Origin of the sequence: Paenibacillus sp. FSL R5-0713, assembly GCF_037973325.1 — a bacterium.
Classification (GTDB): domain Bacteria; phylum Bacillota; class Bacilli; order Paenibacillales; family Paenibacillaceae; genus Paenibacillus.
The window spans coordinates 2,048,617-2,067,608 of sequence record NZ_CP150229.1; the positions used below are offsets into that span (position 1 = coordinate 2,048,617).

Genomic DNA, 18,992 nt, shown 5'->3' on the forward strand with positions numbered 1-18,992 from the left:
TCGCAGAACATGTCTGAAGCTTATTCGCATTTATGCAACTTAATCAAGATGAATTAGGAGGAAGTGCTGAAACGACAGGCAGCAGAATACCATGTAAGAGTAAGAATTTATGAAAAGGTGAAAATAAAAGATTGACATGATACATTTTGTATCATAGAGTAAAACTATGAATACATACTGTATCTGAGAGTTGTCGAATACAAACATGTGTTTTGCTTCATTGCCGTGTAAGATTCCGCCGGAATATTGCAAAATACTGACCAATAGCGTGCATGTTACTCGTTTTGCCAAACACAAAGGTAGAGTCTGGTCTATCCCGGCTACATATCTATACTAATGAACAGAGGAGAGGCTGCCATTGATCGATGCTCAAGGTAACGGACTTGTTTTCTTACTATGTGTTCCCCGCAGTGGTAGTTCCTTATCCACCGTCATGCTGCAAAATCACAGTCGTATATTTGCCACCCAGGAAATGTGGTTTCTGATGAATCTTGTCGATTTGCCCAAGGGCGATTCACGTGCTTATGGTGGTAGCTCCATCGTTCGTCAGTTCTACAATGCCATGGTACCCGAGGATGTCTTCGAAAAGGCGTGCCGAAGTTTTGCTCTCGAGATCTACAATGGATTCCTGGAGGGTAGCGGAGCAGACTTCATCGTAGATAAATCTCCACGGTACTATTACATGCTTGAATGGCTGGATCGTCTGTTCCCTCAGTCCAAGCGCATTCATCTCCAACGTAATCCTCTGGCCATAGCTGCATCATTCAAAAAGGTAAACCGCCATACAGGAGAAGGGTTCGACCTGATTCATAGTCTGCATAGCCCCAAATTAAATATGAAATCTGCGGATCTCACACTTGGGATGCTCCGCTTGAATGATTATTTTGCCGAACCACACTCCAATGCGTATGAGTTGCAATATGAACAATTGGTTTCTAATCCTCAGAAAGAACTAGAGAAACTATGCGCATTTCTGGGAATTCGATATGAACAGGGTATGGAGCAGTATGGACAGTTTCTGGACAGTGCGAAGTCTGACATGTTTTACAGTATGGGCGTGGGTGATCCATTTCTTTCTTCGCATCAAGAGGCACATCAGGGTTCTGTTAACAACTGGAAAAACATATTGGAGCCGGGTGAAGTTGAATTGTATTGCCGTGTGATGGGGGCAGATCTGTTCCACCGGATGGGATACAGTGAACAGCTCGCAGAAGCCGAACAATGGACGGGAGTCCATTATGATGCAAGTCCTGATCAAGAGGTTATCGACCGGATCACGCATCAGTTGACAGCAGCGACCGGTTGCCAGTGGCAACCGCAATACCGAATGCAGCCAGCAGATTCTGTCGTTCATGCTTCGCTTGGGACTCCTGATGACCAAGTTGTCGAAGAACCTGAAAAGACAGACCCTACACTGGCTGCACTGGTCACGATCAGACAACTGCAAGCTGCATTACGGGCGGCAGATCATCGTCTGGAACGGGGATACAGTGAGCGGGAACGCCTGAAAGTTCAGTTGGCTTCTGCTCAAAGCAAAATACAGCGTATCAAATCATGGGTACCATTTGGTCATCAGATCAGCGCCTGGGCTTCACAGCGCAAGATTCTACGGGGAGGAAAGTCATGAGCGCCATAGCGGGAATTGTTCATAACGATGGTCAACAGGCGCTATGGGAAGACAGCTGGCGCTTGTATGCAAGCCTGGGGCATGTGCCTGCGGACACAACAGGAGTGTGGAAAGGCAACGAGGCTTTTCTTAGCTGTCATGCCCAATGGATTACACCGGAATCGGTTAGCGAGAAATTGCCTTTATATGATGAGGAAAGTGGCCTGACGATCACGGCAGATGCCATTCTGGATAATCGGGAACAACTGGCAGATCAATTACAGATATCCAGAGCTGAACTGGCTATGTTGGCTGATAGTGAACTGATCTTGCGTGCCTATCAGCGCTGGGGAGACGATGTAGCTGTCCGATTGCTGGGGGATTTTGTATTCGCCATATGGGATGAGCGGAATCGCAAACTGTATGCAGCGAGAGACATTACAGGCATGAGAGCTTTCTATTACCGACACGATGGTTCACGATTTGCTTTCTGCACACTCATGAATCCGTTGCTCGGGCTTGAAGGGGTACATAAAGAACTTGATGAGACCTGGCTATCTGAGTTTCTTGCCATTCCCGACATGCATGATTCAGCAGATATCAATTCGACCGTATATCGGGGGATAAGCCAACTGCCTTCTGCACATACACTTGTCTTCTGTGACGGCAGGCTGGAGCTGAAGCAATATCATCGTTGGGATGAAGTGGAACCCCTACGGCTCAAATCCGACGGTGAATATGTAGAAGCGTTCCGAGAGGTATTCGCTCAGGCAGTCGGATCACGATTGCGAACGCACAGGCAGGTGGCTGCCGCATTAAGTGGAGGACTGGACTCGGGGGCCGTGGTAGGTTTTGCTTCCGGAACACTGAGAAGTCAGGGCAAACGCCTGCATGCCTATAGTTATGTTCCCGTACCGGATTTCACTGATTATACGTCAAAAACGTTGCTAGCCGATGAGAGGCCCTTCATACGTTCCACGATTAATCACGTCGGCAATATTACGGAGAACTACCTTGATTTTGAAGGCAGAAGCCCACTTAGTGAAATAGATACGTGGCTCGACATTATGGAAATGCCCTATAAATACTTTGAAAATTCATTCTGGATTCGCGGATTCTATGAAAAAGCAAGCCAGCAAGATGCAGGTATTCTGCTCACAGGCGCACGTGGTAATTTCACCATCTCCTGGGGGCCGGCTCTGGATTATTACGCCAGTCTGCTGAAAAGTGGCCGCTGGTACCGCTGGTTCCGTGAGATGCAGCAGTATAGTGAACGGACCGGCATGCCCTTCTCCCGTATAGCCAAGATTACGGGGCGAAAGGCATATCCGGAATGGTTCAAGGCTCAGTCCAAGGGAGCAAGCAAGGCCGCATCTGTACAATTGATCCATCCTGATTTTGCGCAAAGAACGGGTGTGCTGGAACGACTCAAATCCATTATTGTTCGTCAAGGCGGTGCGCAGGCGGATGCACTCAAGGTTCGTGCCGAGAAATTCAATAACCTGGCCATTGCGAATAAAAATGGTGCCGTAGCCACAAAATGTTCTCTCCGTTATCGGGCTTGGGAACGTGACCCGACCAGTGACATCAGGGTTATTCGATTCTGTCTGTCTGTACCGATTGAACAATATGTGAAGCACGGAACGGATCGTTCATTGATTCGCCGGGCGACTTCACCCGAGTTGCCCGACAAGGTCAGACTGAATCAGCGTGTACGGGGGGTACAACCGGCGGATTGGCTACATCGCATCATTCCAAATTGGGAGTCGTTTACGGCCGAGTTGCGTGAGTTGTGTTCTGACAGCAAGGTCGCTGGCATATTAAACACGGAGCGCATCCAATCTGCCCTGGCCAATTTTCCGAGTCCGAGACCGGAGCTCGCTTCACATCCGGATCTGCGATTGATGATGCATAGTCTGATCGTGTACCGCTTTATTCGCAAATTTTGACCATGTTCACATGAAGGGAGGTGAAAACAATGCAAAACGAAAAGAAAGAATGGCAAGCTCCAGCTCTTGAAGTGTTGGAAGTCAATCAAACGATGGCCGGTACTGGCTACAGACAAATTGACTGGGTAACTGATCACGATGCGGATCTGTACGATCCAACTTCCTAAGTTGTTAAGTTATTAAGTTTTAACCAGCGTCATCATACTTAAAGGGCGGAAATGGAACCAATCCAGATTTCGCCTCCGCCCTTATATTGAGCAACATGAATATAAGGGCTTTTTTTACATTTAATCACGAAGGAGGCGTCGTTCATTGTTGCTTGTGCATTATGTAGCGTATGGTCTGCGCTGGTCGAGCCAAATTCGAATGCCTGAACTTCAGATTGCACCCAAGCATACGGAGACGGATTGTGATGTCGCGGATGTACACATCGAGTCTTCAGATTTGACCCCATTGTGGGAGGACTGGGATGTAGGCAACGACAACTTTGTGGCACGAGAGGGCAGCCTTTTTTTCAAAATCGAAGATACAGGTCTGTTTCTAATAGAGCAAGGGAAGCGCATTGTCGTGTCCCCTATATCGGGTGCAGACGAGAAAAAGGTCAGATTATTCATTCTGGGAACGTGTATGGCGGTCATAATGATGCAGCGTGGCATTCTTCCATTGCATGGCAGTGCAGTGGTTATTGATGGTTGGGCTTACGCATTTGTCGGACATTCTGGAGCAGGCAAATCGACACTATCGGCCGCACTGGCATCACGCGGATATCCGCTTCTCACCGATGATGTCGTTGCACTCACCTGGGGTGCCGGGGGAAGAGCCATCGTATCGCCTGGTTATCCACAACAAAAATTGTGGCAGCCCAGTCTGGATGGTTTCGGCATGAAGGAACAGGATTATGCAACGGTTCACGCAGAGATTACGAAGTATGCGATACCTGTTCAACACTATTTTCATGAGATGGCTGTACCACTAGGCGGAATCTTTGAACTAGCTCCACAACCGGAAGATAACCATACGTCTGTTCAACTGGTTGAAGTGAAGGGGCTGGAACGATTGCATCTCTTATGTTCGCATACGTTCCGTGGTGGACTCGTTGCAAGACAGGGATTGGCACAGTGGCTGTTTGAGACGGCTTCAAGACTTTCAGCAAGTGTGGAGATTGGCAGATTGGTCAGAACGGGTGCTGAGTTTACAGCATTTGAGATGGTGGATCGGATTACAGATCATATACGTAAAGGAGTGCACACAGGATAATGACAGCGACTACGCCGATGAATGTGGAAGACCGGGTAACCCGGAAGGAAGGCAATCTGGTGAGTGACATGGGCAGTGAGAAAGTCATGATGAGCATTAGCTCTGGAAAATATTATAATCTCGGAAGTACCGGAGGACGAATCTGGGATCTGATCGCAGAAGAACGCACGCTGGGTGAAGTTGTAGACGTACTCGCCGCGGAGTATGAGATTGAGCCGGATGTATGTCGTGAGCAGGTAGTGCAGTTCCTGGAACATTTGTCCCGTGAAGGTCTGATCGACGTTACTCGCGGAGTGTAGCATGATGTTGCGAAAAATAAAGGCTTATCTCTCGCTCCCGCGGGCGATGCGTCGACTGATATGGGAGGCCTATCTCTTCCTTGGCTGGGCGCGCATACAGAAGGCTATGCCATTCGCCAAAATCGCCCCAGGTCTGGGTACACCCATGGTTGAAACGCCGATGACAGGAATTGATCGCAGCGAGGTCATCGCTATCCGGAATATTTCCAAAGCGATTTCGCTTGCTAGTAAATATACGTTATGGGAAAGCCGCTGCCTTGTAATGGCGATTGCCGGGATGAAGATGCTTGAGCGTCGCAAGATAGAGAGTACGTTATACATGGGGACTGCGCGGAATAAGCAAGGACATATGATGGCTCATGCCTGGCTGCGAAGTGGTAAATTGATCGTGACCGGAGCTGATACTATGGACCAATATACGGTTGTCGGCGTGTTTGGCAAACGGTGTCCGGAGAAGGGATCTGGGGAGATTGTCTATGATACATGAAAGTGAACTCTATTCATCAGGATTTCCGAAGGAACTTAAGCTGATTTTGAGCATCATTAGAGGTGATCTGACGGCTCTATCCCCTGAGGAACGCAAGGCCGGTTTACAAGGAACGGATTGGCAGCTCTTTCTGCGGCTGGTCTATCATCACCGCTTATACTCTGTCCTTTATTTGAAAATGAAAGAATTGAACACTGTGATCATTCCAGCAGATGTTATGGAGAGCTTGAGACAACAATACACGGCCAATACGTTCCGCATGTTACATCTGACAGCTGAAATGGAACAGGTGTGTGGAGCTTTCCGTGAACACGGCATCCGTAATATTACGCTGAAGGGGCCCGCGCTGGCTCATGATCTATATGGTGATGTATCCATGCGAACCTCCAAAGACCTGGATATTCTGATTCCGTTCGATGATGTGGAAGCGGCTGAAGGCATTCTGGCTACCCTTGGTTACGTATCCAAGGAAGGGGAGCGGGCACCTACGGTTCGCAGCTGGAAATGGCGGGAACATCATATCTGTTACATCCATCCGGTCAAAAGGACTCAAGTGGAGATTCATTGGCGTTTGAACCCGGATTCGGGCAAAGAAACCGATTTTGAATTGTTGTGGAAACGGAGCCGGTTCAGTTCATACACACAGACACCTGTTCGTATGCTTGAACAAGAAGATCTCTGGGCTTATTTGGTAACCCATGGAGCACGTCATGGCTGGTTCAGACTGCGTTGGTTGCTGGATATCGATCAGATGATTCGAAGCATGCCACTCGATGTGAAAAAAGTAGAACGGCGTCTGAAAGCGGAGGGACGTTTGTCCATTGGTTCACAGGCTCTTCACTTGGCATCAGATCTGCTGAACACGCCACTGGATACAGAGTACAGGTCCTTGATGTCCTTGAGTGATCGTACAGGCAAACGATTAGCGAGTGAAGGCGCAGAGTTCATGAATGATATGCTGGAAAGTCCGGCTGATATGAAATCGTATCCGTCGTATCTGTTTAAACTCCGAAGTACGAAACAGAAGTGGTTTTTCTTTATTGAGCGGTTATATCCAAGTACATGGGATGTGGATCAACTGCCGCTTCCGCGTTCTTTGTTTTTTCTGTACTTTCCGTTACGTCCGTTTCTCTGGTTCTGGCGGCGAATTAAAAGGTATACGGTCACGGAGAGGGGTAAAGTATGATCTCGGAATTAAAGTATTTTATGCGAAAGCTGCATCATGTCACGGGGCCCATTTTATATTGGAATCTGCTAGGGATGATCTGTATCAGTCTCATGGAAGGGATCGGGATCTACATGCTTGTTCCGATGTTGAGTCTGATCGGTATATTTGAGATGGGCTCCGCTGGGTTGAACATTCCCTGGATTGGACAAATGTTGAATCGTTTTTCTGAGAATGGCCAATTGTTACTCGTATTGTTCACCTTTGTATTGATTGTCTCCGGACAGGCCTGGATGCAGCGTCTTCAGACGATCCGTAATACTCGAATCCAGCAGCAATTTGTACGAACGCTGCGCATGGAAACCTATGGTGCCATTATTATGGCGCAGTGGTCATTTTTTCTCCAAAAACGAAAATCCGATTTTAACCATATATTAACGACTGAGCTTGCACGTGTCAGCCAAGGCACAGGCATTGTACTGCAAATGACAGCCTCCCTGATCTTTACGGGCATACAGATTGGTCTGGCTTTCTGGTTGTCTGCGAAATTGACAGCACTTGTGTTGGTCTGTGGATTGCTGCTCTTTATGGTCTTGAGAAAATTCGTCAAGCGAGCCAAACAGATCGGGGATCAGACTTCTGAATTCTCGCAAAGTTATTATAATGGCATAACCGAGCATTTTAACGGAATTAAGGATATTAAGAGCAATATGCTTGAGCGATCACACATGAATTGGTTCGAGCGTATGTGCAGACAGATTGAACGCAATGTCATTCAATTTAGCCAATTGAACAGTGGAACACAGCTGATTCATCGGATGTCTGCGGCGATCATTATTGCGGCATTCATTTATCTTTCTCTTCGTGTAATGACGGTGCCACCTGCAAGTCTGCTGCTCATCATCCTTATTTTTTCCCGCTTATGGCCTAGATTTACAGCGATTCAGTCCAATCTGGAGTACATCAGCTCCATGCTGCCTGCGTTCCGTGTGGTAAGAGAAATGCAAGCTCAGACGGCGAAAAGTCGTGAGATTAGTGAAGAAGTGGCTTCAGCGGGAGAGACGGGGTCTCATGTGATTCAACCCATGGTATTTCAAGAATCGATCACATGTGAGGATGTCTGTTATCGTTATGAGGGAAGTGATACGTACTCATTGAGGAATGTAAAGGCTTCGATTCCCGCAAGTGGCATGACCGCGATTGTGGGTAAATCTGGAGCAGGCAAGAGCACACTAATCGATCTGATTATGGGTCTTGTAAGGCCAGAGAGCGGTCGTATTCTGATTGACGGTGTTCCTCTGTCAGAAGAGCGTTTATTGAGCTGGAGAAGTTCTATCGGATATGTCTCCCAGGACCCTTTCCTGTTTCATACCAGTATTCGTGAGAATCTGCGTCTGGTTGATCCCAATGCAAGTGAAGAACAGATGTGGCAGGCTTTGCAGTTTTCCTCCTCTGCGGCTTTTGTACGGAAGCTGCCTCAGGGCCTGGATACGATTATTGGTGATCGGGGTATTCGTCTATCCGGTGGCGAACGTCAGCGATTGGTGCTTGCCCGGGCCATGCTGAGGAATCCTTCGGTATTAGTACTGGATGAAGCAACAAGTGCGCTTGATAGTGAGAATGAACAGTATATTCATGAGGCGCTGGAACGACTGAAAGGACATGTGACCATTATCGTGATTGCACACCGATTGTCTACGATTCGGACAGCAGATCGTGTCATTGTGCTCGATGAAGGTCGGGTGATCCAAGAGGGCGGGTACCAGCAGTTATCTACTGATCCGGTAGGGACGTTCAGCAAACTTTTGAATATGCAAGCGGGTGTTGTAGGACAGTAAGTAAGTTTTTCTGTTTATTCGTTTATCGATGGATAACCAGCAATGATATGACTTTAAAAGGCGCGCCACTCCGGGCGCGCCTTTCATATAAGTGGGTTAGTATACTGACAAGGATTAAGGAACAAGTGCTGTATTGGAAGGGATCGGAAGCTGAAGAGCGCCGATCTGCTTCAAATGTTGTACAATCTCTTGCACGGCTTCCTCAATGGACGATTGCTCTGTATCGATGATGAATGAAGGAGATTTTGGTACATCATAGGGGGCCGAAATGCCTGTGAAATGCGGGATATCACCGTTGCGTGCTTTTTTGTATAGACCCTTGGGATCACGCCGCTCACATTCTTGAATTGAACAGCGCACATAGATTTCAATAAAATCATCGGGTTCAAATAACTGTCTGACCATCTCCCGATCCTGTGCATCTGGAGAGATAAAGGCTGAAAGGACAAACAACCCGGCATCTACCATTAACTTGGACACTTCGCCAATACGCCGCAAATTTTCTTGACGATCCCCTGTTGTAAAACCGAGATCACGGTTCAGTCCATGACGAACATTATCCCCGTCCAGAACATAACAGCGTACGCCTTGGTCATAGAGATATTGCTCCAGGGCAAATGCAAGGGATGACTTTCCTGCACCTGATAACCCGGTAAACCAGATGGCACGACTACGGTGCCCATGTTTTTTCTCCCGGTCTTGTCTGTTGATGTTGGATGATTGCCAGGTTATATTGCGCTCTTCCTTCGACATGTGTATCCCGCCTTTTCCCTACCATGATATGTATAATATTTTAACATATTTACAAGATTATAGCACCTTACAGATTTCTTCAAAATAAGCGTGAATCGACAAAATATCGGGTATAGATGTAGTACATACATAAGCAATATGCATATATCCAAGGAGTATTTTGCATGAAATGTTGTAGAATGCTCACATCGCAGGAGGAACAAGGCCATGAACGAAAACATACAAAACATACAAGTTGGATTCAAATGCCCGGATTGCCATCAGGATGTTCGAGTAGAATTTATAGATGAACAGGTCAGCACTGTTCGTTGCAAAGGTTGTGACAGAGCATATACCTTGTTGAAGCCAACCATTGGTGACGAGATTCTTCTGGATTGGGAACAGGAGGCATTGTATCACAAGCTGAGGGCAGAACGCTCTGAACTAGATAATCACAATATGTCCGCCTTAATTATCAAAGTTATTGAGCTGCTTACATGGCGTGATCGGGGAGATGGACAGACTCGTGCCATACAGACCGTGAGGGAATGGCTTGCTTCCAGTGGTAAACCCCAGACCTTGCTTGAATTGTTCTATCAATCTCCGCCACAACCTGAAAATAAACGTTTTGATCGTTGATAATTTACATACATTAGCCGTTCCTGTGGCATATTACCTGAAGGTGTTCGTGTATGCAAACGACTAACCGAATTTTCAGGAACAGGAGCGGATGGAATGAAGCGAATGGTTCTATATATATTGGTGGCACTGTTATCCATCAGTATGGTACCGGCACAGACTGAAGCATCACCGGTTACCGGAGCATATCACTTTGGCTTCAAAAAGAGTCAAAACGGTCAGCTGCCCTCCATTGATCAGGAAGGCTTCAAATCGATCTTACAACATAACGATGCCATTTTCCTGGGGGATACAAAGCAAAAGGAATTGTATCTCACGTTTGATAACGGGTATGAGAATGGATTCACGCCTGCCATACTGGATGTTTTGCGTACCAAGAAGGTGCCAGCTGCTTTCTTTGTAACAGGTCATTATCTGAAAGATCAGCCTGAGTTGGTCAAACGCATGGCGGCTGAAGGTCATATCGTCGGTAATCATTCATGGAGTCATCCGGATATGACCCGTATCTCCAATGAAAAGCTTAAAGTGGAACTAGAGAAGGTCAAATCAGAGGTGAATCGTCTGACAGGTCAACAAGCGACCTTTTTGCGCCCACCGCGCGGAATCTTTAACAATCGCACGCTTGCAGAGAGTCATGCTCAGGGTTATGTGAATGTGTTCTGGTCTGTTGCCTACAAAGATTGGGATACCAATGTGCAACGTGGTGCACAATATGCTCATCAAGAGGTATTGAAGCAACTTCATCCAGGGGCTGTCATTTTGCTTCACTCGGTATCCAAAGATAACACGGAAGCACTCGGCTCCATTATTGATGAGGCACGCAAGCAAGGGTATGTATTTAAAAGTCTGGATGATTTGCGAACCAAAAGTTATTGATTCACGTCACATAAAGAACAATGGACCCCATGTGGGTCATTCAAAAGTGTAGCAAAATATGAAAGGGCATCCTGAGCGATTAAGCTCGGAATGCCCTTTTTGGCTATATCGTATATATCGTATGCCCAGTCCAAGTAGTGGATGTAACCATATTCAGATCCAGAAGAAAGGATTGGATAATACGATACGATGGTGCGTGTAATACTATAAAACAGTGTTATAGATGATTCCAATTGTTTTCGGGCCGCAGTGACTGCATATTACACACCCAGCCGTGGTTAGTTCCACCCGGGCCCCCGTCTGTTCCTGCAAAGATTTCTGCAAGTCCAACGCATCCTCTTCGGCCATGGTATGCACAACGATCAGCAGATCTGGATCGATCTGATCCTTCTGGCTAAGTGTATTATTTAGCATTTGTTCCAGCGCTTTCTCCCGTTTACCGCGTACTTTATAAGCAGGTGCCATCTTGCCATCCGTTACCCGGATGACAGGGCGAATCTTGAGCAGGCTGCCAATCAGGTTCTGCATGCCCGAACAGCGTCCGCCTTTATGCAGATACTCCAGGGTATCGATGACAAACTCGGTGCGTACATTTGGTTTCATCGCCTCAATCAGGAGTGTAATCTGATTCAGCGTTTGCCCTTTTTCGGCTGCATATACAGCTTTCATCACCATCAGCGCAATTCCTGATGAGAGATTTTGTGAGTCAATAACCGAAATTCGACCTTCGGGGAACTCGGAACTCGCTAGTCGTGCATTTTGATAGGTAGAGGAAAGTTCAGAAGACAAGCTGATATATAGAATCTCATCCCCTTGATCTATGTAAGGTTGAAATGCCGTCATGAAATCAGCGGGGGAAGGTGCAGCCGTTTTGGGAAGACGCCCATCTTGGCTGACACGTTCATATAGCTGTTCAGGCTTGATCTCAGCACCATCTTTCAGTGATTCATCACCGAACACCACATATAAGGGGATAATGCCGATATCGTGCTGCTGGATCCATTCTGGAGCCAGATCACTTGTGCTGTCCGCAAAAATTTTGATTCGTGACATGTCAATCTCCTTTGAAAACAATGATTTTGGCAAAAAAATATAGATTATACTTATGTGTAGACCCATTCATTTTAATTATAAGGAAACAAGGCGCTGATGCAAACCGTTACATCATGTTCATGCCTATCACAATAAGTGCAACGAATAACAGAATCATCATTCCATTTAATATGGTTCCGATTATGGCAAAGACTTTCTTTCGATTCTTGAGGACAAGACCAATAATTCCAAGGATGCCTCCGGCGAGGTTGAGAATCAGACCGACCAAAATGGCTAATGAAGCCAGAACCACTGCTGGATGTAAGGCTATCTCTTCTGCCTGCAACGGAGTGAGCACTCCGATGGACTCGTTTATAGCCATGGTGGCAATAAAGAATATCAGAATGTAACCCAAAATCGCAACCAATCCTATGACAAAGCTGGCGATACCAGGTCCGGAATGTTTCAGTGGTACAATCGGTTTTCTCTCATGATCTGGTGGGTATGGATCATAACTGTTGTTATTGTATGGATCTGCATGGCCAGGGTTCTGATCCGTATTGTTATAACCTGAATTATAGGAATCGCGATTATCCATAATTGTGACTTGCCTCCCTTAAACATCTTATGAGTGTTATTAACCTAATTGATGAGTAATTACTAGCTTCATCCCATTTTCTAGGAACTGAAAACCAATCTTTTTGAACTGCACTTAAAATACAACGATGACATACCTGTTTACTTTTCCATAAATATCGATAAAAATCAAGGATTTACGCTTGTTTCCTACAATTTATAGGGCGGAGATAGAATTGTTAAGTATAAACAGACATATGATCCTTGAAGCCTCGTCCCGACTGGCAAAGGAGGAGTGGATTCGCTACAATGATAGGAGTAAAGAGTAGTTGAAATAAGGGAGAGAACTTACATGCAACGAAGATGGATGATGCTTGGAGCTGTAATGACCATGCTATCGGTGGCGATCGGCGCATTTGGTGCTCATATGCTTAAGGATACGATTGGGCCGGCGGCCATCGCTACATATGAGACGGGTGTGCAATATCACATGATTCATGCATTGGGCTTGCTCATTATTGGCTTGACGGCTGGTCAGCTTGGGGCATCGACGAAACTAAAGTGGGCAGCACGTTTGTTGTTTATCGGGATTATCGTGTTCTCGGGTAGTTTGTATGTGCTTAGCATTTCTGGTATCAAGATTCTAGGAGCCATCACACCGATTGGTGGGGTAGCCTTCATTGCTGGATGGTTGTTATTGGCATTAGATGTATGGCAGCGAGGTAAGGATCGCTCCTGATCGGGCCGAAGGAATCTCGGAGAGTTCAATCCTACATGAACCATCGAACTAAAAAAGCAACTTGCGTTAGAATGTCCCGTCATTCTAACGCAAGTTGCTTTTTGTTTTATTCCGATGAAGTAGGTTACAGAAACTCATCGATTTCATTGGTTCGGAACGTATACACCTGTTTTTCATCGACATGGTATATGCTCACAATACTAGTATCCCGATCAAAATTCAAAATGCGGCATGGAATGCTCTGATGTTTACCGTTCTTATTATTGACCACAATACGGGTAAGTCGATTCTCTTTAATGAGCGTGTCAATCCACGCATCAAACGAATTTCCTTCGGAAATATTGGATGTTTGAGTAGAGGTCTTTTTCTCAATAGCAGGTGTTTCTTGCTTGTTCTGTGTTTTGGCTGGAGCAGTTGAGGTAGGTGTCTGCGTAGAACCGGACGCCTTCTGTGCCGCGCTCACTTGTGATTTTTTACGTTCATTGTGAAGTGTGACGAAAGAGTCCTTCTTGGACTGGAGTGTCGCTTCAATAATTTTGCCTAGCTCTATGCCGGATTGAATCCGAAAGTCCGCAATTTGTTCCTCTTTGTTTATGAACTCCAACAGGGACTGCAGTGCCAATGCATTTGAGCGGCTCTTAATAAGTATATCGACATTAAATAAAAAGCCGATTTCCTCTTGATTGGATAAGGTTTCTTTCATTCATCCCAGCCCCGTTAAAAGATATGTCAGCTTAAAAAAACGCTTCAATCCACTATATCATTAAAAATGAATTTATCATAGTGCTATAGAAGCGAAAAATGATTATGATTAATTGGGTAAATATTACAAATGAACATCATTATTCGGGTCTTTATTAGGTATCCACAAGACAATTGAGAATGAGGAAAACAATGATCGTGACCATGTGGAAGAGGAGGTGCATCAAGAAAAGAGTGGGCTTATTAGATCGGTAAGGAATAGTTCAGAAATATAATACCTGTCTTCTCAAAATCAACTCCGTAAAGGTTGAACTTTATTTTACTTTCTCTATAATATTGATCTCCAAAATAGGATCATGTCCAACTCTAAGCATCTGTACTTTATTATGTAACAGTCCTCTTCGCGTTATGATACAATGTGTTTATCACATATTAAGGAATGAAGACCATGCGTCAAGAGGACAGTGTATTTGAACAAATTATGAAGCAGAAGAGATTGAGGACGATCAAGTCTGGAACTGATAATCTTCAAGTAGAGCCAATACATAAAAAGAAACTAGCTCAGGAGCAATTAAATGCATTGGATATTAAGTTCAAAAATTCGGTAGCTGAATCAGTAGACCGCAGTGTACTTCATAGACGTGTACTGGGAATTAGAAGAGAGTTAACGGAGATAAGGAAATTAAAGAATGATGAGCATACGTTTTAAGGTATGTCCAATTTTATAATCTGATGGAACTTGGCGCACTGTCCCTTAATTGTTTGAGTTGAAGCGTAAAGAGTAAAAAAGGGCGTCAATCATTGTCATTGACGTCCCCCTAGTATTCACTATTCAACTTTTTTCTGAAAATCTTCTTGTGTTACTGTAATCTTGCTTCCATCTCCAAAAGTATAAACGTAATTGTTACCTACTTTTTCAATACTTCCTTTACGTTTGTTTTCTTCTTCCCGTTCTATTCTTTTCTTATCTACTCTAATGAAGAAAAAAGTAAATATGATATGTATTATAATAAATAATGCAGTCCATTTTAAAATACTAAAGAGTAAGCCATCTAATAAATCGTTATTGTAGGCAACTCTGTAATACTGAATGGCCATCATAAACAACCAGCCCGTGAAATTGTAAAGAAAAGAAGCATGTACTAATACTTTTTCTTCAAGTGCAGCAAAACCTGCAATGACACCCAATAATCCAGTTATGCCAATGCACAAGACCATACCATAGTTCATTGTTTCTTTTTCGTAAAACCTACCTGTACCTTCAAGTGGAATTCTAATATCTGTGAAGAGAACAAATGACAACATAATCAGTACAAGTACAGTTACAAAAATAGATACTTTATAAATCGAGTTCATATTTCCCTCCTTCCCAATTAATTTTATTATCGGTTATTCAATGTATTATATGAATATTCTCCTTATATCTAATCCCATAGACCCGCTCCTTTTGGCATGGTATAATCATTCCATAATTTAGGAAACGAGGTCTATGTATGAAGAAGTTGATTTTATTGTTTTTAGCTTTATTATTGTTTGCCGTTTCAACTACATATGCACCCGCACCAGCAACAGCAGCCACTAAGTATGATTTTAAAAATGTAAATTGGGGCATGACAGTTAATCAGGTTAAAAAGAAAGAAAAATCAAAAATATTGGAAACAGTAAAGAGTAAAGATTTCACCTATTTAGTTTATAAAACTAAAGGATTTAGAAAGAATGCGAACTTGTATTACTTGTTTTACAAAAACAAATTAGTCCGTGCAATGTATGTATTTGACCCAAACAATACAAATGGGACTACAATGGACTTGATTGGTGAATATTTCAGTTTAAAGAGAGATCTTCTTGATACGTATGAAGGGTCTATTAACAACAGAGACATTCTTAATCGAAGCGGTAAGCGTGTTACTATGTATGATGGCGAAGAGAAGGATTTAGCTGCTGGAAAGATAAGCTACCAAAGCTATTGGATAGTAGATAAGAAAAAAACTCATATTAGCCTTTCCCTTTCTATATTTGGGAAATTTTTAATTAATCGAGTAATTTACAGCGATAACTCTCTGGATTTCGACATCGATGAAGTAATGGATTCTATGTAAGTATAGTTTAAGTCAGTAGAAGAGCTGCCTCATTTCTGAGGTGGCTTTTTTAATATTTCACAGAAAGCATTCTTTTACATCCAAGTCTGCGAGAAGAATTACCAACAAAATATTCGAAAGATAAGTACCTACATTTTCTCAAACACGGCAGGTGTCCACACGACAATCCCGAATGAGGCATACAATTATCGTGACCTGTGGAAGAGGAGGTGGATCGGGAAATTATGGTGACGATGGAGCCCATTGTAGTTGGAGAGCATGTATTGGTTGGGGTAGAAGTCAAGCTGCCCAAAACAACGTTGTTGACCATTAATACATCCAAAGGATATATCATGTGTGGAGCACTCGATGTGGGATTACTTAATGAGAAGCTCGGGGATCGCAAAATTATTGCGGCTCGGGCGGTTGGTGTGCGTACACTGGAGCAGTTATTGCATGCACCTATGGAGTCGGTGACAACAGAGGCCGAGGCCATGGGCATTACGGTTGGCATGACGGGTGTAGAGGCTTTGTTGAAAATGATTTAATCACTAACAAAAGGGCTACCCATAAGGGAAGCCCTTCTTTAGCATCGTAATATTGGCCTGGCACATCGTAGGCACCAACGCTATACACGACACTCTCTTCTTGAATACTCTTATTAAGTTAAGCTTCTTCCTTTGCGAACAAAGCAGCCAAATTTTCCTTGAAAGGTGCGCGAACCACGCCTTTTTCCGTGATAATAGCTGTTACATATTCGTTAGGCGTTACGTCGAACGCCGGATTAAATACTTTAACACCTTGCGGTGCGGTACGTTTGCCAAACCCTTCGGTGACTTCTTCGGCTGCTCGTTCCTCAATCGGAATAAGATCTCCGGATGGAGTAGACAAGTCGATCGTCGACAATGGGCTAGCTACATAGAACGGAATGTTGTGAGCCTTGGCAAGAACGGCCACACTGTAGGTTCCGATTTTGTTAGCTACGTCACCGTTCGCTGCAACCCGGTCTGTTCCGACGATAACGGCTTGAATCCAACCTTTGGACATCACCATGCCTGCCATATTATCACAGAGCAACGTAACGTCAATACCGGCTTGCTGAAGCTCAAATGCAGTCAGTCGTGCACCCTGAAGTACAGGACGAGTCTCGTCTGCAAATACTTTCAAATGGATACCGCGTTCCTGTGCGAGATACATTGGAGCGGTTGCCGTACCGTATTTCGCTGTAGCCAGTCCGCCTGCATTACAGTGAGTGAGCACACCCATACCATCCTCGAACAAAGGTAGTGCATTCTCGCCGATCATGCGGCATACTTCTTCATCTTCCTTCTGGATCAACAGAGCTTCAACTTCAAGGGCATCATTGCCCTCTTCCAGGCTCAAACCGGACTCAACGACCACATTTGCTCTTTGCATCATGCGATCCAGCGCCCAGAACAGGTTCACTGCTGTTGGACGGGAAGTCGCCAGATGAGCACAGATGGATTTTACATGATCCAGCCAGCCTTGAATGGTTGTTCCATCGTATGATTTGGCACCTAATACAACACCAAATGCAGCAGCAATACCTATCGCTGGAGCACCGCGTACTTTCATGGAGTGGATCGATTCCCATACTTCCTCGGGTGTATAGAGTTTCAGCATAAGAATGGTTTCGGGCAATAGACGCTGGTCAAGCATTTCAAGTTTGTCCTTTTTCCAGATCAGAGAGGACAGAGGCTGATATTCAGGGGTTGTCATGGGTGGTTCCTCCGTTCCTTGTGTTAAGCCTTAGTCGTAGTAACCGCTGTAGATACAATATCCAGTACTTCACCGATGATATTCAAACGGCGATTGTTTTTGATTAACGCTTTACCAATGGTCAATGATTTACGCTGAGCACGTTCACGTTCAGTTGCATTCGGAATGGTATCTATATCCGCCACGTGAGCGAGTCCCACGATACGACGAACCATTTTGGCACCTGCGAAGCCGATCGAATCTCTGAACAATTGCTGCACATACAGCTCCTGATACCCAGGCGTTTTTGCCATCGGATCCACCAGGTCGTTAGCCCAGAGGGCACGGAAACGGGATTCGAATTCAGTCCATACATCACGAACCATATTCAGCAAAAGCGTTTCACGCTCACGTAAAGCAGTCTCATCCTGAATCCATCCTGGCAGGGATGCGTAATTTAAGAGCAGGTTTGCAAGGACTGCACCGACATCGAATCCCATGGGGCCGTAAAATGCAAATTCGGGATCGATGACTTTGGTCGATTCAGGTGTAACAAAAATACTGCCTGTATGCAGATCTCCATGAAGCAATGCCTGTCCATGTGTCAGGAATTTTTCCCGCAGCAGGGCCACTTCAAGGTGGAGCTCCCCATCCGTGCGAAGGGCGTCAGCTTCATCTTCAATGGAAGCATCATAATTATTTTTTTCAGCGATCCGGTAGGGTTCATCAAAGATCAGATCTTCCGTTATTTTGCATTGGTCCGGGTTAATGAATCTGCCCTGTTGTTCCTTCTTCAATTGCTGATCCATACCCAAGTCGGATGTGAAGAACAGCGTTCTCGCCATGAATTCCCCAATATGCTGTGCAAAAAGAGGATAGGAAACACCTTCAATCAGACCCTTGCGCATGATCACATGATCACTCAGATCTTCCATAACGGTTAATGCGAGGTCATCATCGTAATGATACACTTCCGGTACCATCCCTGGACACAGACGGTACTCTTCTTGAAGAATCTCACGTTCAATTCGGGCACGTACAAGAGAGAGTGGCCATGATTCTCCAACCACTTTCGCATAAGGAAGCGCCTGTTTGATAATGATACTTTTATCGGAGTTCTGATCCGTGATGTGGAATACCAAATTCAGATTGCCGTCGCCGATCTCGTGACAATCCAGATTTGCATCTGCCGCAAATGGACCCGGTAATGTTTTGGCCAGTTCAATTGCATCTTGGGGGGTTAAAGGGCGATATTGGGACAAAGGTGCCACCTCCATATATATGAAGAAACAGGAAAA

21 protein-coding genes are annotated in these 18,992 nt (G+C 45.0%); 14 read left to right on the plus strand and 7 right to left on the minus strand.

From position 1 onward, the window contains the following. Nucleotides 1–358 precede the first annotated feature (358 nt). From MKZ12_RS09355 to MKZ12_RS09390, 8 genes are all read left to right on the plus strand, one after another. On the plus strand, nt 359–1,627 hold the full coding sequence (locus MKZ12_RS09355; protein WP_339260074.1) for a sulfotransferase: 1,269 nt from the start codon (nt 359–361) through the stop codon (nt 1,625–1,627). After that, entirely contained in the window at nt 1,624–3,555 is a 1,932-nt protein-coding gene (locus MKZ12_RS09360) for an asparagine synthase-related protein (protein ID WP_339260076.1), read from the plus strand. The genes MKZ12_RS09355 and MKZ12_RS09360 overlap by 4 nt, the downstream gene beginning before the upstream one ends. 29 nt (nt 3,556–3,584) lie before the next feature. Beyond that, a complete protein-coding gene (locus MKZ12_RS09365; protein ID WP_339240916.1) occupies nt 3,585–3,722 on the plus strand; it encodes a paeninodin family lasso peptide in 138 nt (45 codons plus the stop codon). A 145-nt stretch (nt 3,723–3,867) separates the two neighbouring features. Beyond that, nucleotides 3,868–4,812, plus strand: coding sequence for an aldolase (locus MKZ12_RS09370; protein ID WP_339260078.1), 945 nt, complete (start codon nt 3,868–3,870; stop codon nt 4,810–4,812). Further along, nucleotides 4,812–5,111, plus strand: a complete 300-nt coding sequence (locus MKZ12_RS09375; RefSeq protein WP_339260080.1) for a lasso peptide biosynthesis PqqD family chaperone — start codon at nt 4,812–4,814, stop codon at nt 5,109–5,111. The genes MKZ12_RS09370 and MKZ12_RS09375 overlap by 1 nt, the downstream gene beginning before the upstream one ends. A gap of 4 nt (nt 5,112–5,115) precedes the next feature. Then, nucleotides 5,116–5,598, plus strand: a complete 483-nt coding sequence (locus tag MKZ12_RS09380) for a lasso peptide biosynthesis B2 protein (protein WP_339261358.1) — start codon at nt 5,116–5,118, stop codon at nt 5,596–5,598. After that, nucleotides 5,588–6,784, plus strand: coding sequence for a nucleotidyltransferase family protein (locus MKZ12_RS09385; protein WP_339260082.1), 1,197 nt, complete (start codon nt 5,588–5,590; stop codon nt 6,782–6,784). Before MKZ12_RS09380 ends, MKZ12_RS09385 begins: the two co-directional genes overlap by 11 nt. After that, nucleotides 6,784–8,601: an ABC transporter ATP-binding protein gene (locus MKZ12_RS09390; protein ID WP_339261359.1), complete on the plus strand. Its 1,818-nt coding sequence runs from the start codon at nt 6,784–6,786 to the stop codon at nt 8,599–8,601. Before MKZ12_RS09385 ends, MKZ12_RS09390 begins: the two co-directional genes overlap by 1 nt. A gap of 114 nt (nt 8,602–8,715) precedes the next feature. On the opposite strand, the gene cysC is transcribed toward MKZ12_RS09390, so the two are convergent. After that, entirely contained in the window at nt 8,716–9,354 is a 639-nt protein-coding gene (gene cysC, locus MKZ12_RS09395; protein ID WP_339260084.1) for an adenylyl-sulfate kinase, read from the minus strand. Nucleotides 9,355–9,561: 207 nt separating this feature from the next. On the opposite strand from cysC, the gene MKZ12_RS09400 reads away from it, so the two are divergent. Beyond that, complete coding sequence (locus MKZ12_RS09400; RefSeq protein WP_339240925.1) at nt 9,562–9,972, plus strand: hypothetical protein; 411 nt, start codon at nt 9,562–9,564, stop codon at nt 9,970–9,972. A 96-nt stretch (nt 9,973–10,068) separates the two neighbouring features. Next, nucleotides 10,069–10,848 (plus strand): delta-lactam-biosynthetic de-N-acetylase, encoded by a 780-nt coding sequence (gene pdaA, locus MKZ12_RS09405; protein ID WP_339240926.1) that lies wholly within the window; start codon nt 10,069–10,071, stop codon nt 10,846–10,848. A gap of 204 nt (nt 10,849–11,052) precedes the next feature. On the opposite strand, the gene MKZ12_RS09410 is transcribed toward pdaA, so the two are convergent. Next, nucleotides 11,053–11,901 carry a DegV family protein gene (locus MKZ12_RS09410; RefSeq protein WP_339260087.1) on the minus strand — a complete coding sequence of 283 codons (849 nt, stop codon included), beginning with the start codon at nt 11,899–11,901 and terminating at the stop codon, nt 11,053–11,055. Nucleotides 11,902–12,007: 106 nt separating this feature from the next. Then, complete coding sequence (locus tag MKZ12_RS09415) at nt 12,008–12,478, minus strand: hypothetical protein (protein ID WP_339260089.1); 471 nt, start codon at nt 12,476–12,478, stop codon at nt 12,008–12,010. A 330-nt stretch (nt 12,479–12,808) separates the two neighbouring features. Between MKZ12_RS09415 and MKZ12_RS09420 the strand changes: the two genes are divergently transcribed. Next, nucleotides 12,809–13,195: a DUF423 domain-containing protein gene (locus MKZ12_RS09420; RefSeq protein WP_091032639.1), complete on the plus strand. Its 387-nt coding sequence runs from the start codon at nt 12,809–12,811 to the stop codon at nt 13,193–13,195. Nucleotides 13,196–13,319: 124 nt separating this feature from the next. Here the strand turns inward: MKZ12_RS09420 and MKZ12_RS09425 are convergent, their stop codons facing one another. Beyond that, nucleotides 13,320–13,898 carry a hypothetical protein gene (locus MKZ12_RS09425; protein WP_339240930.1) on the minus strand — a complete coding sequence of 193 codons (579 nt, stop codon included), beginning with the start codon at nt 13,896–13,898 and terminating at the stop codon, nt 13,320–13,322. A gap of 447 nt (nt 13,899–14,345) precedes the next feature. Here MKZ12_RS09425 and MKZ12_RS09430 point away from each other — a divergent pair, with 447 nt between their 5' ends. Then, nucleotides 14,346–14,606 carry a hypothetical protein gene (locus MKZ12_RS09430; protein WP_339260091.1) on the plus strand — a complete coding sequence of 87 codons (261 nt, stop codon included), beginning with the start codon at nt 14,346–14,348 and terminating at the stop codon, nt 14,604–14,606. Nucleotides 14,607–14,725: 119 nt separating this feature from the next. Here the strand turns inward: MKZ12_RS09430 and MKZ12_RS09435 are convergent, their stop codons facing one another. Then, nucleotides 14,726–15,253 carry a hypothetical protein gene (locus MKZ12_RS09435; RefSeq protein WP_339260092.1) on the minus strand — a complete coding sequence of 176 codons (528 nt, stop codon included), beginning with the start codon at nt 15,251–15,253 and terminating at the stop codon, nt 14,726–14,728. A 137-nt stretch (nt 15,254–15,390) separates the two neighbouring features. Here MKZ12_RS09435 and MKZ12_RS09440 point away from each other — a divergent pair, with 137 nt between their 5' ends. Then, a complete protein-coding gene (locus MKZ12_RS09440; protein WP_339260094.1) occupies nt 15,391–15,996 on the plus strand; it encodes a hypothetical protein in 606 nt (201 codons plus the stop codon). A 224-nt stretch (nt 15,997–16,220) separates the two neighbouring features. Beyond that, the gene (locus MKZ12_RS09445; RefSeq protein WP_017689545.1) at nt 16,221–16,523 is read left to right on the plus strand and encodes a DUF1805 domain-containing protein; all 303 of its coding nucleotides are present in this window, start codon (nt 16,221–16,223) and stop codon (nt 16,521–16,523) included. 118 nt (nt 16,524–16,641) lie between these two features. On the opposite strand, the gene mtnA is transcribed toward MKZ12_RS09445, so the two are convergent. After that, nucleotides 16,642–17,715: an S-methyl-5-thioribose-1-phosphate isomerase gene (gene mtnA / locus MKZ12_RS09450; RefSeq protein ID WP_339240946.1), complete on the minus strand. Its 1,074-nt coding sequence runs from the start codon at nt 17,713–17,715 to the stop codon at nt 16,642–16,644. A 23-nt stretch (nt 17,716–17,738) separates the two neighbouring features. Then, entirely contained in the window at nt 17,739–18,956 is a 1,218-nt protein-coding gene (gene mtnK / locus MKZ12_RS09455) for an S-methyl-5-thioribose kinase (RefSeq protein ID WP_339260095.1), read from the minus strand. Nucleotides 18,957–18,992: the final 36 nt, after the last annotated feature.

Excerpts from the sequence above, each read along its gene's own strand:
- pdaA (WP_339240926.1), top strand. The coding sequence starts at position 10,069 with ATGAAGCGAATGGTTCTATATATATTGGTGGCACTGTTATCCATCAGT.
- MKZ12_RS09435 (WP_339260092.1), bottom strand. The coding sequence starts at position 15,253 with ATGAACTCGATTTATAAAGTATCTATTTTTGTAACTGTACTTGTACTG.
- MKZ12_RS09425 (WP_339240930.1), bottom strand. The coding sequence starts at position 13,898 with ATGAAAGAAACCTTATCCAATCAAGAGGAAATCGGCTTTTTATTTAAT.
- MKZ12_RS09400 (WP_339240925.1), top strand. The coding sequence starts at position 9,562 with ATGAACGAAAACATACAAAACATACAAGTTGGATTCAAATGCCCGGAT.
- MKZ12_RS09375 (WP_339260080.1), top strand. The coding sequence starts at position 4,812 with ATGACAGCGACTACGCCGATGAATGTGGAAGACCGGGTAACCCGGAAG.
- MKZ12_RS09410 (WP_339260087.1), bottom strand. The coding sequence starts at position 11,901 with ATGTCACGAATCAAAATTTTTGCGGACAGCACAAGTGATCTGGCTCCA.
- MKZ12_RS09365 (WP_339240916.1), top strand. The coding sequence starts at position 3,585 with ATGCAAAACGAAAAGAAAGAATGGCAAGCTCCAGCTCTTGAAGTGTTG.
- MKZ12_RS09430 (WP_339260091.1), top strand. The coding sequence starts at position 14,346 with ATGCGTCAAGAGGACAGTGTATTTGAACAAATTATGAAGCAGAAGAGA.
- MKZ12_RS09420 (WP_091032639.1), top strand. The coding sequence starts at position 12,809 with ATGCAACGAAGATGGATGATGCTTGGAGCTGTAATGACCATGCTATCG.
- MKZ12_RS09385 (WP_339260082.1), top strand. The coding sequence starts at position 5,588 with ATGATACATGAAAGTGAACTCTATTCATCAGGATTTCCGAAGGAACTT.
- mtnA (WP_339240946.1), bottom strand. The coding sequence starts at position 17,715 with ATGACAACCCCTGAATATCAGCCTCTGTCCTCTCTGATCTGGAAAAAG.
- MKZ12_RS09380 (WP_339261358.1), top strand. The coding sequence starts at position 5,116 with ATGTTGCGAAAAATAAAGGCTTATCTCTCGCTCCCGCGGGCGATGCGT.
- cysC (WP_339260084.1), bottom strand. The coding sequence starts at position 9,354 with ATGTCGAAGGAAGAGCGCAATATAACCTGGCAATCATCCAACATCAAC.
- MKZ12_RS09360 (WP_339260076.1), top strand. The coding sequence starts at position 1,624 with ATGAGCGCCATAGCGGGAATTGTTCATAACGATGGTCAACAGGCGCTA.
- MKZ12_RS09445 (WP_017689545.1), top strand. The coding sequence starts at position 16,221 with ATGGTGACGATGGAGCCCATTGTAGTTGGAGAGCATGTATTGGTTGGG.
- MKZ12_RS09415 (WP_339260089.1), bottom strand. The coding sequence starts at position 12,478 with ATGGATAATCGCGATTCCTATAATTCAGGTTATAACAATACGGATCAG.
- MKZ12_RS09440 (WP_339260094.1), top strand. The coding sequence starts at position 15,391 with ATGAAGAAGTTGATTTTATTGTTTTTAGCTTTATTATTGTTTGCCGTT.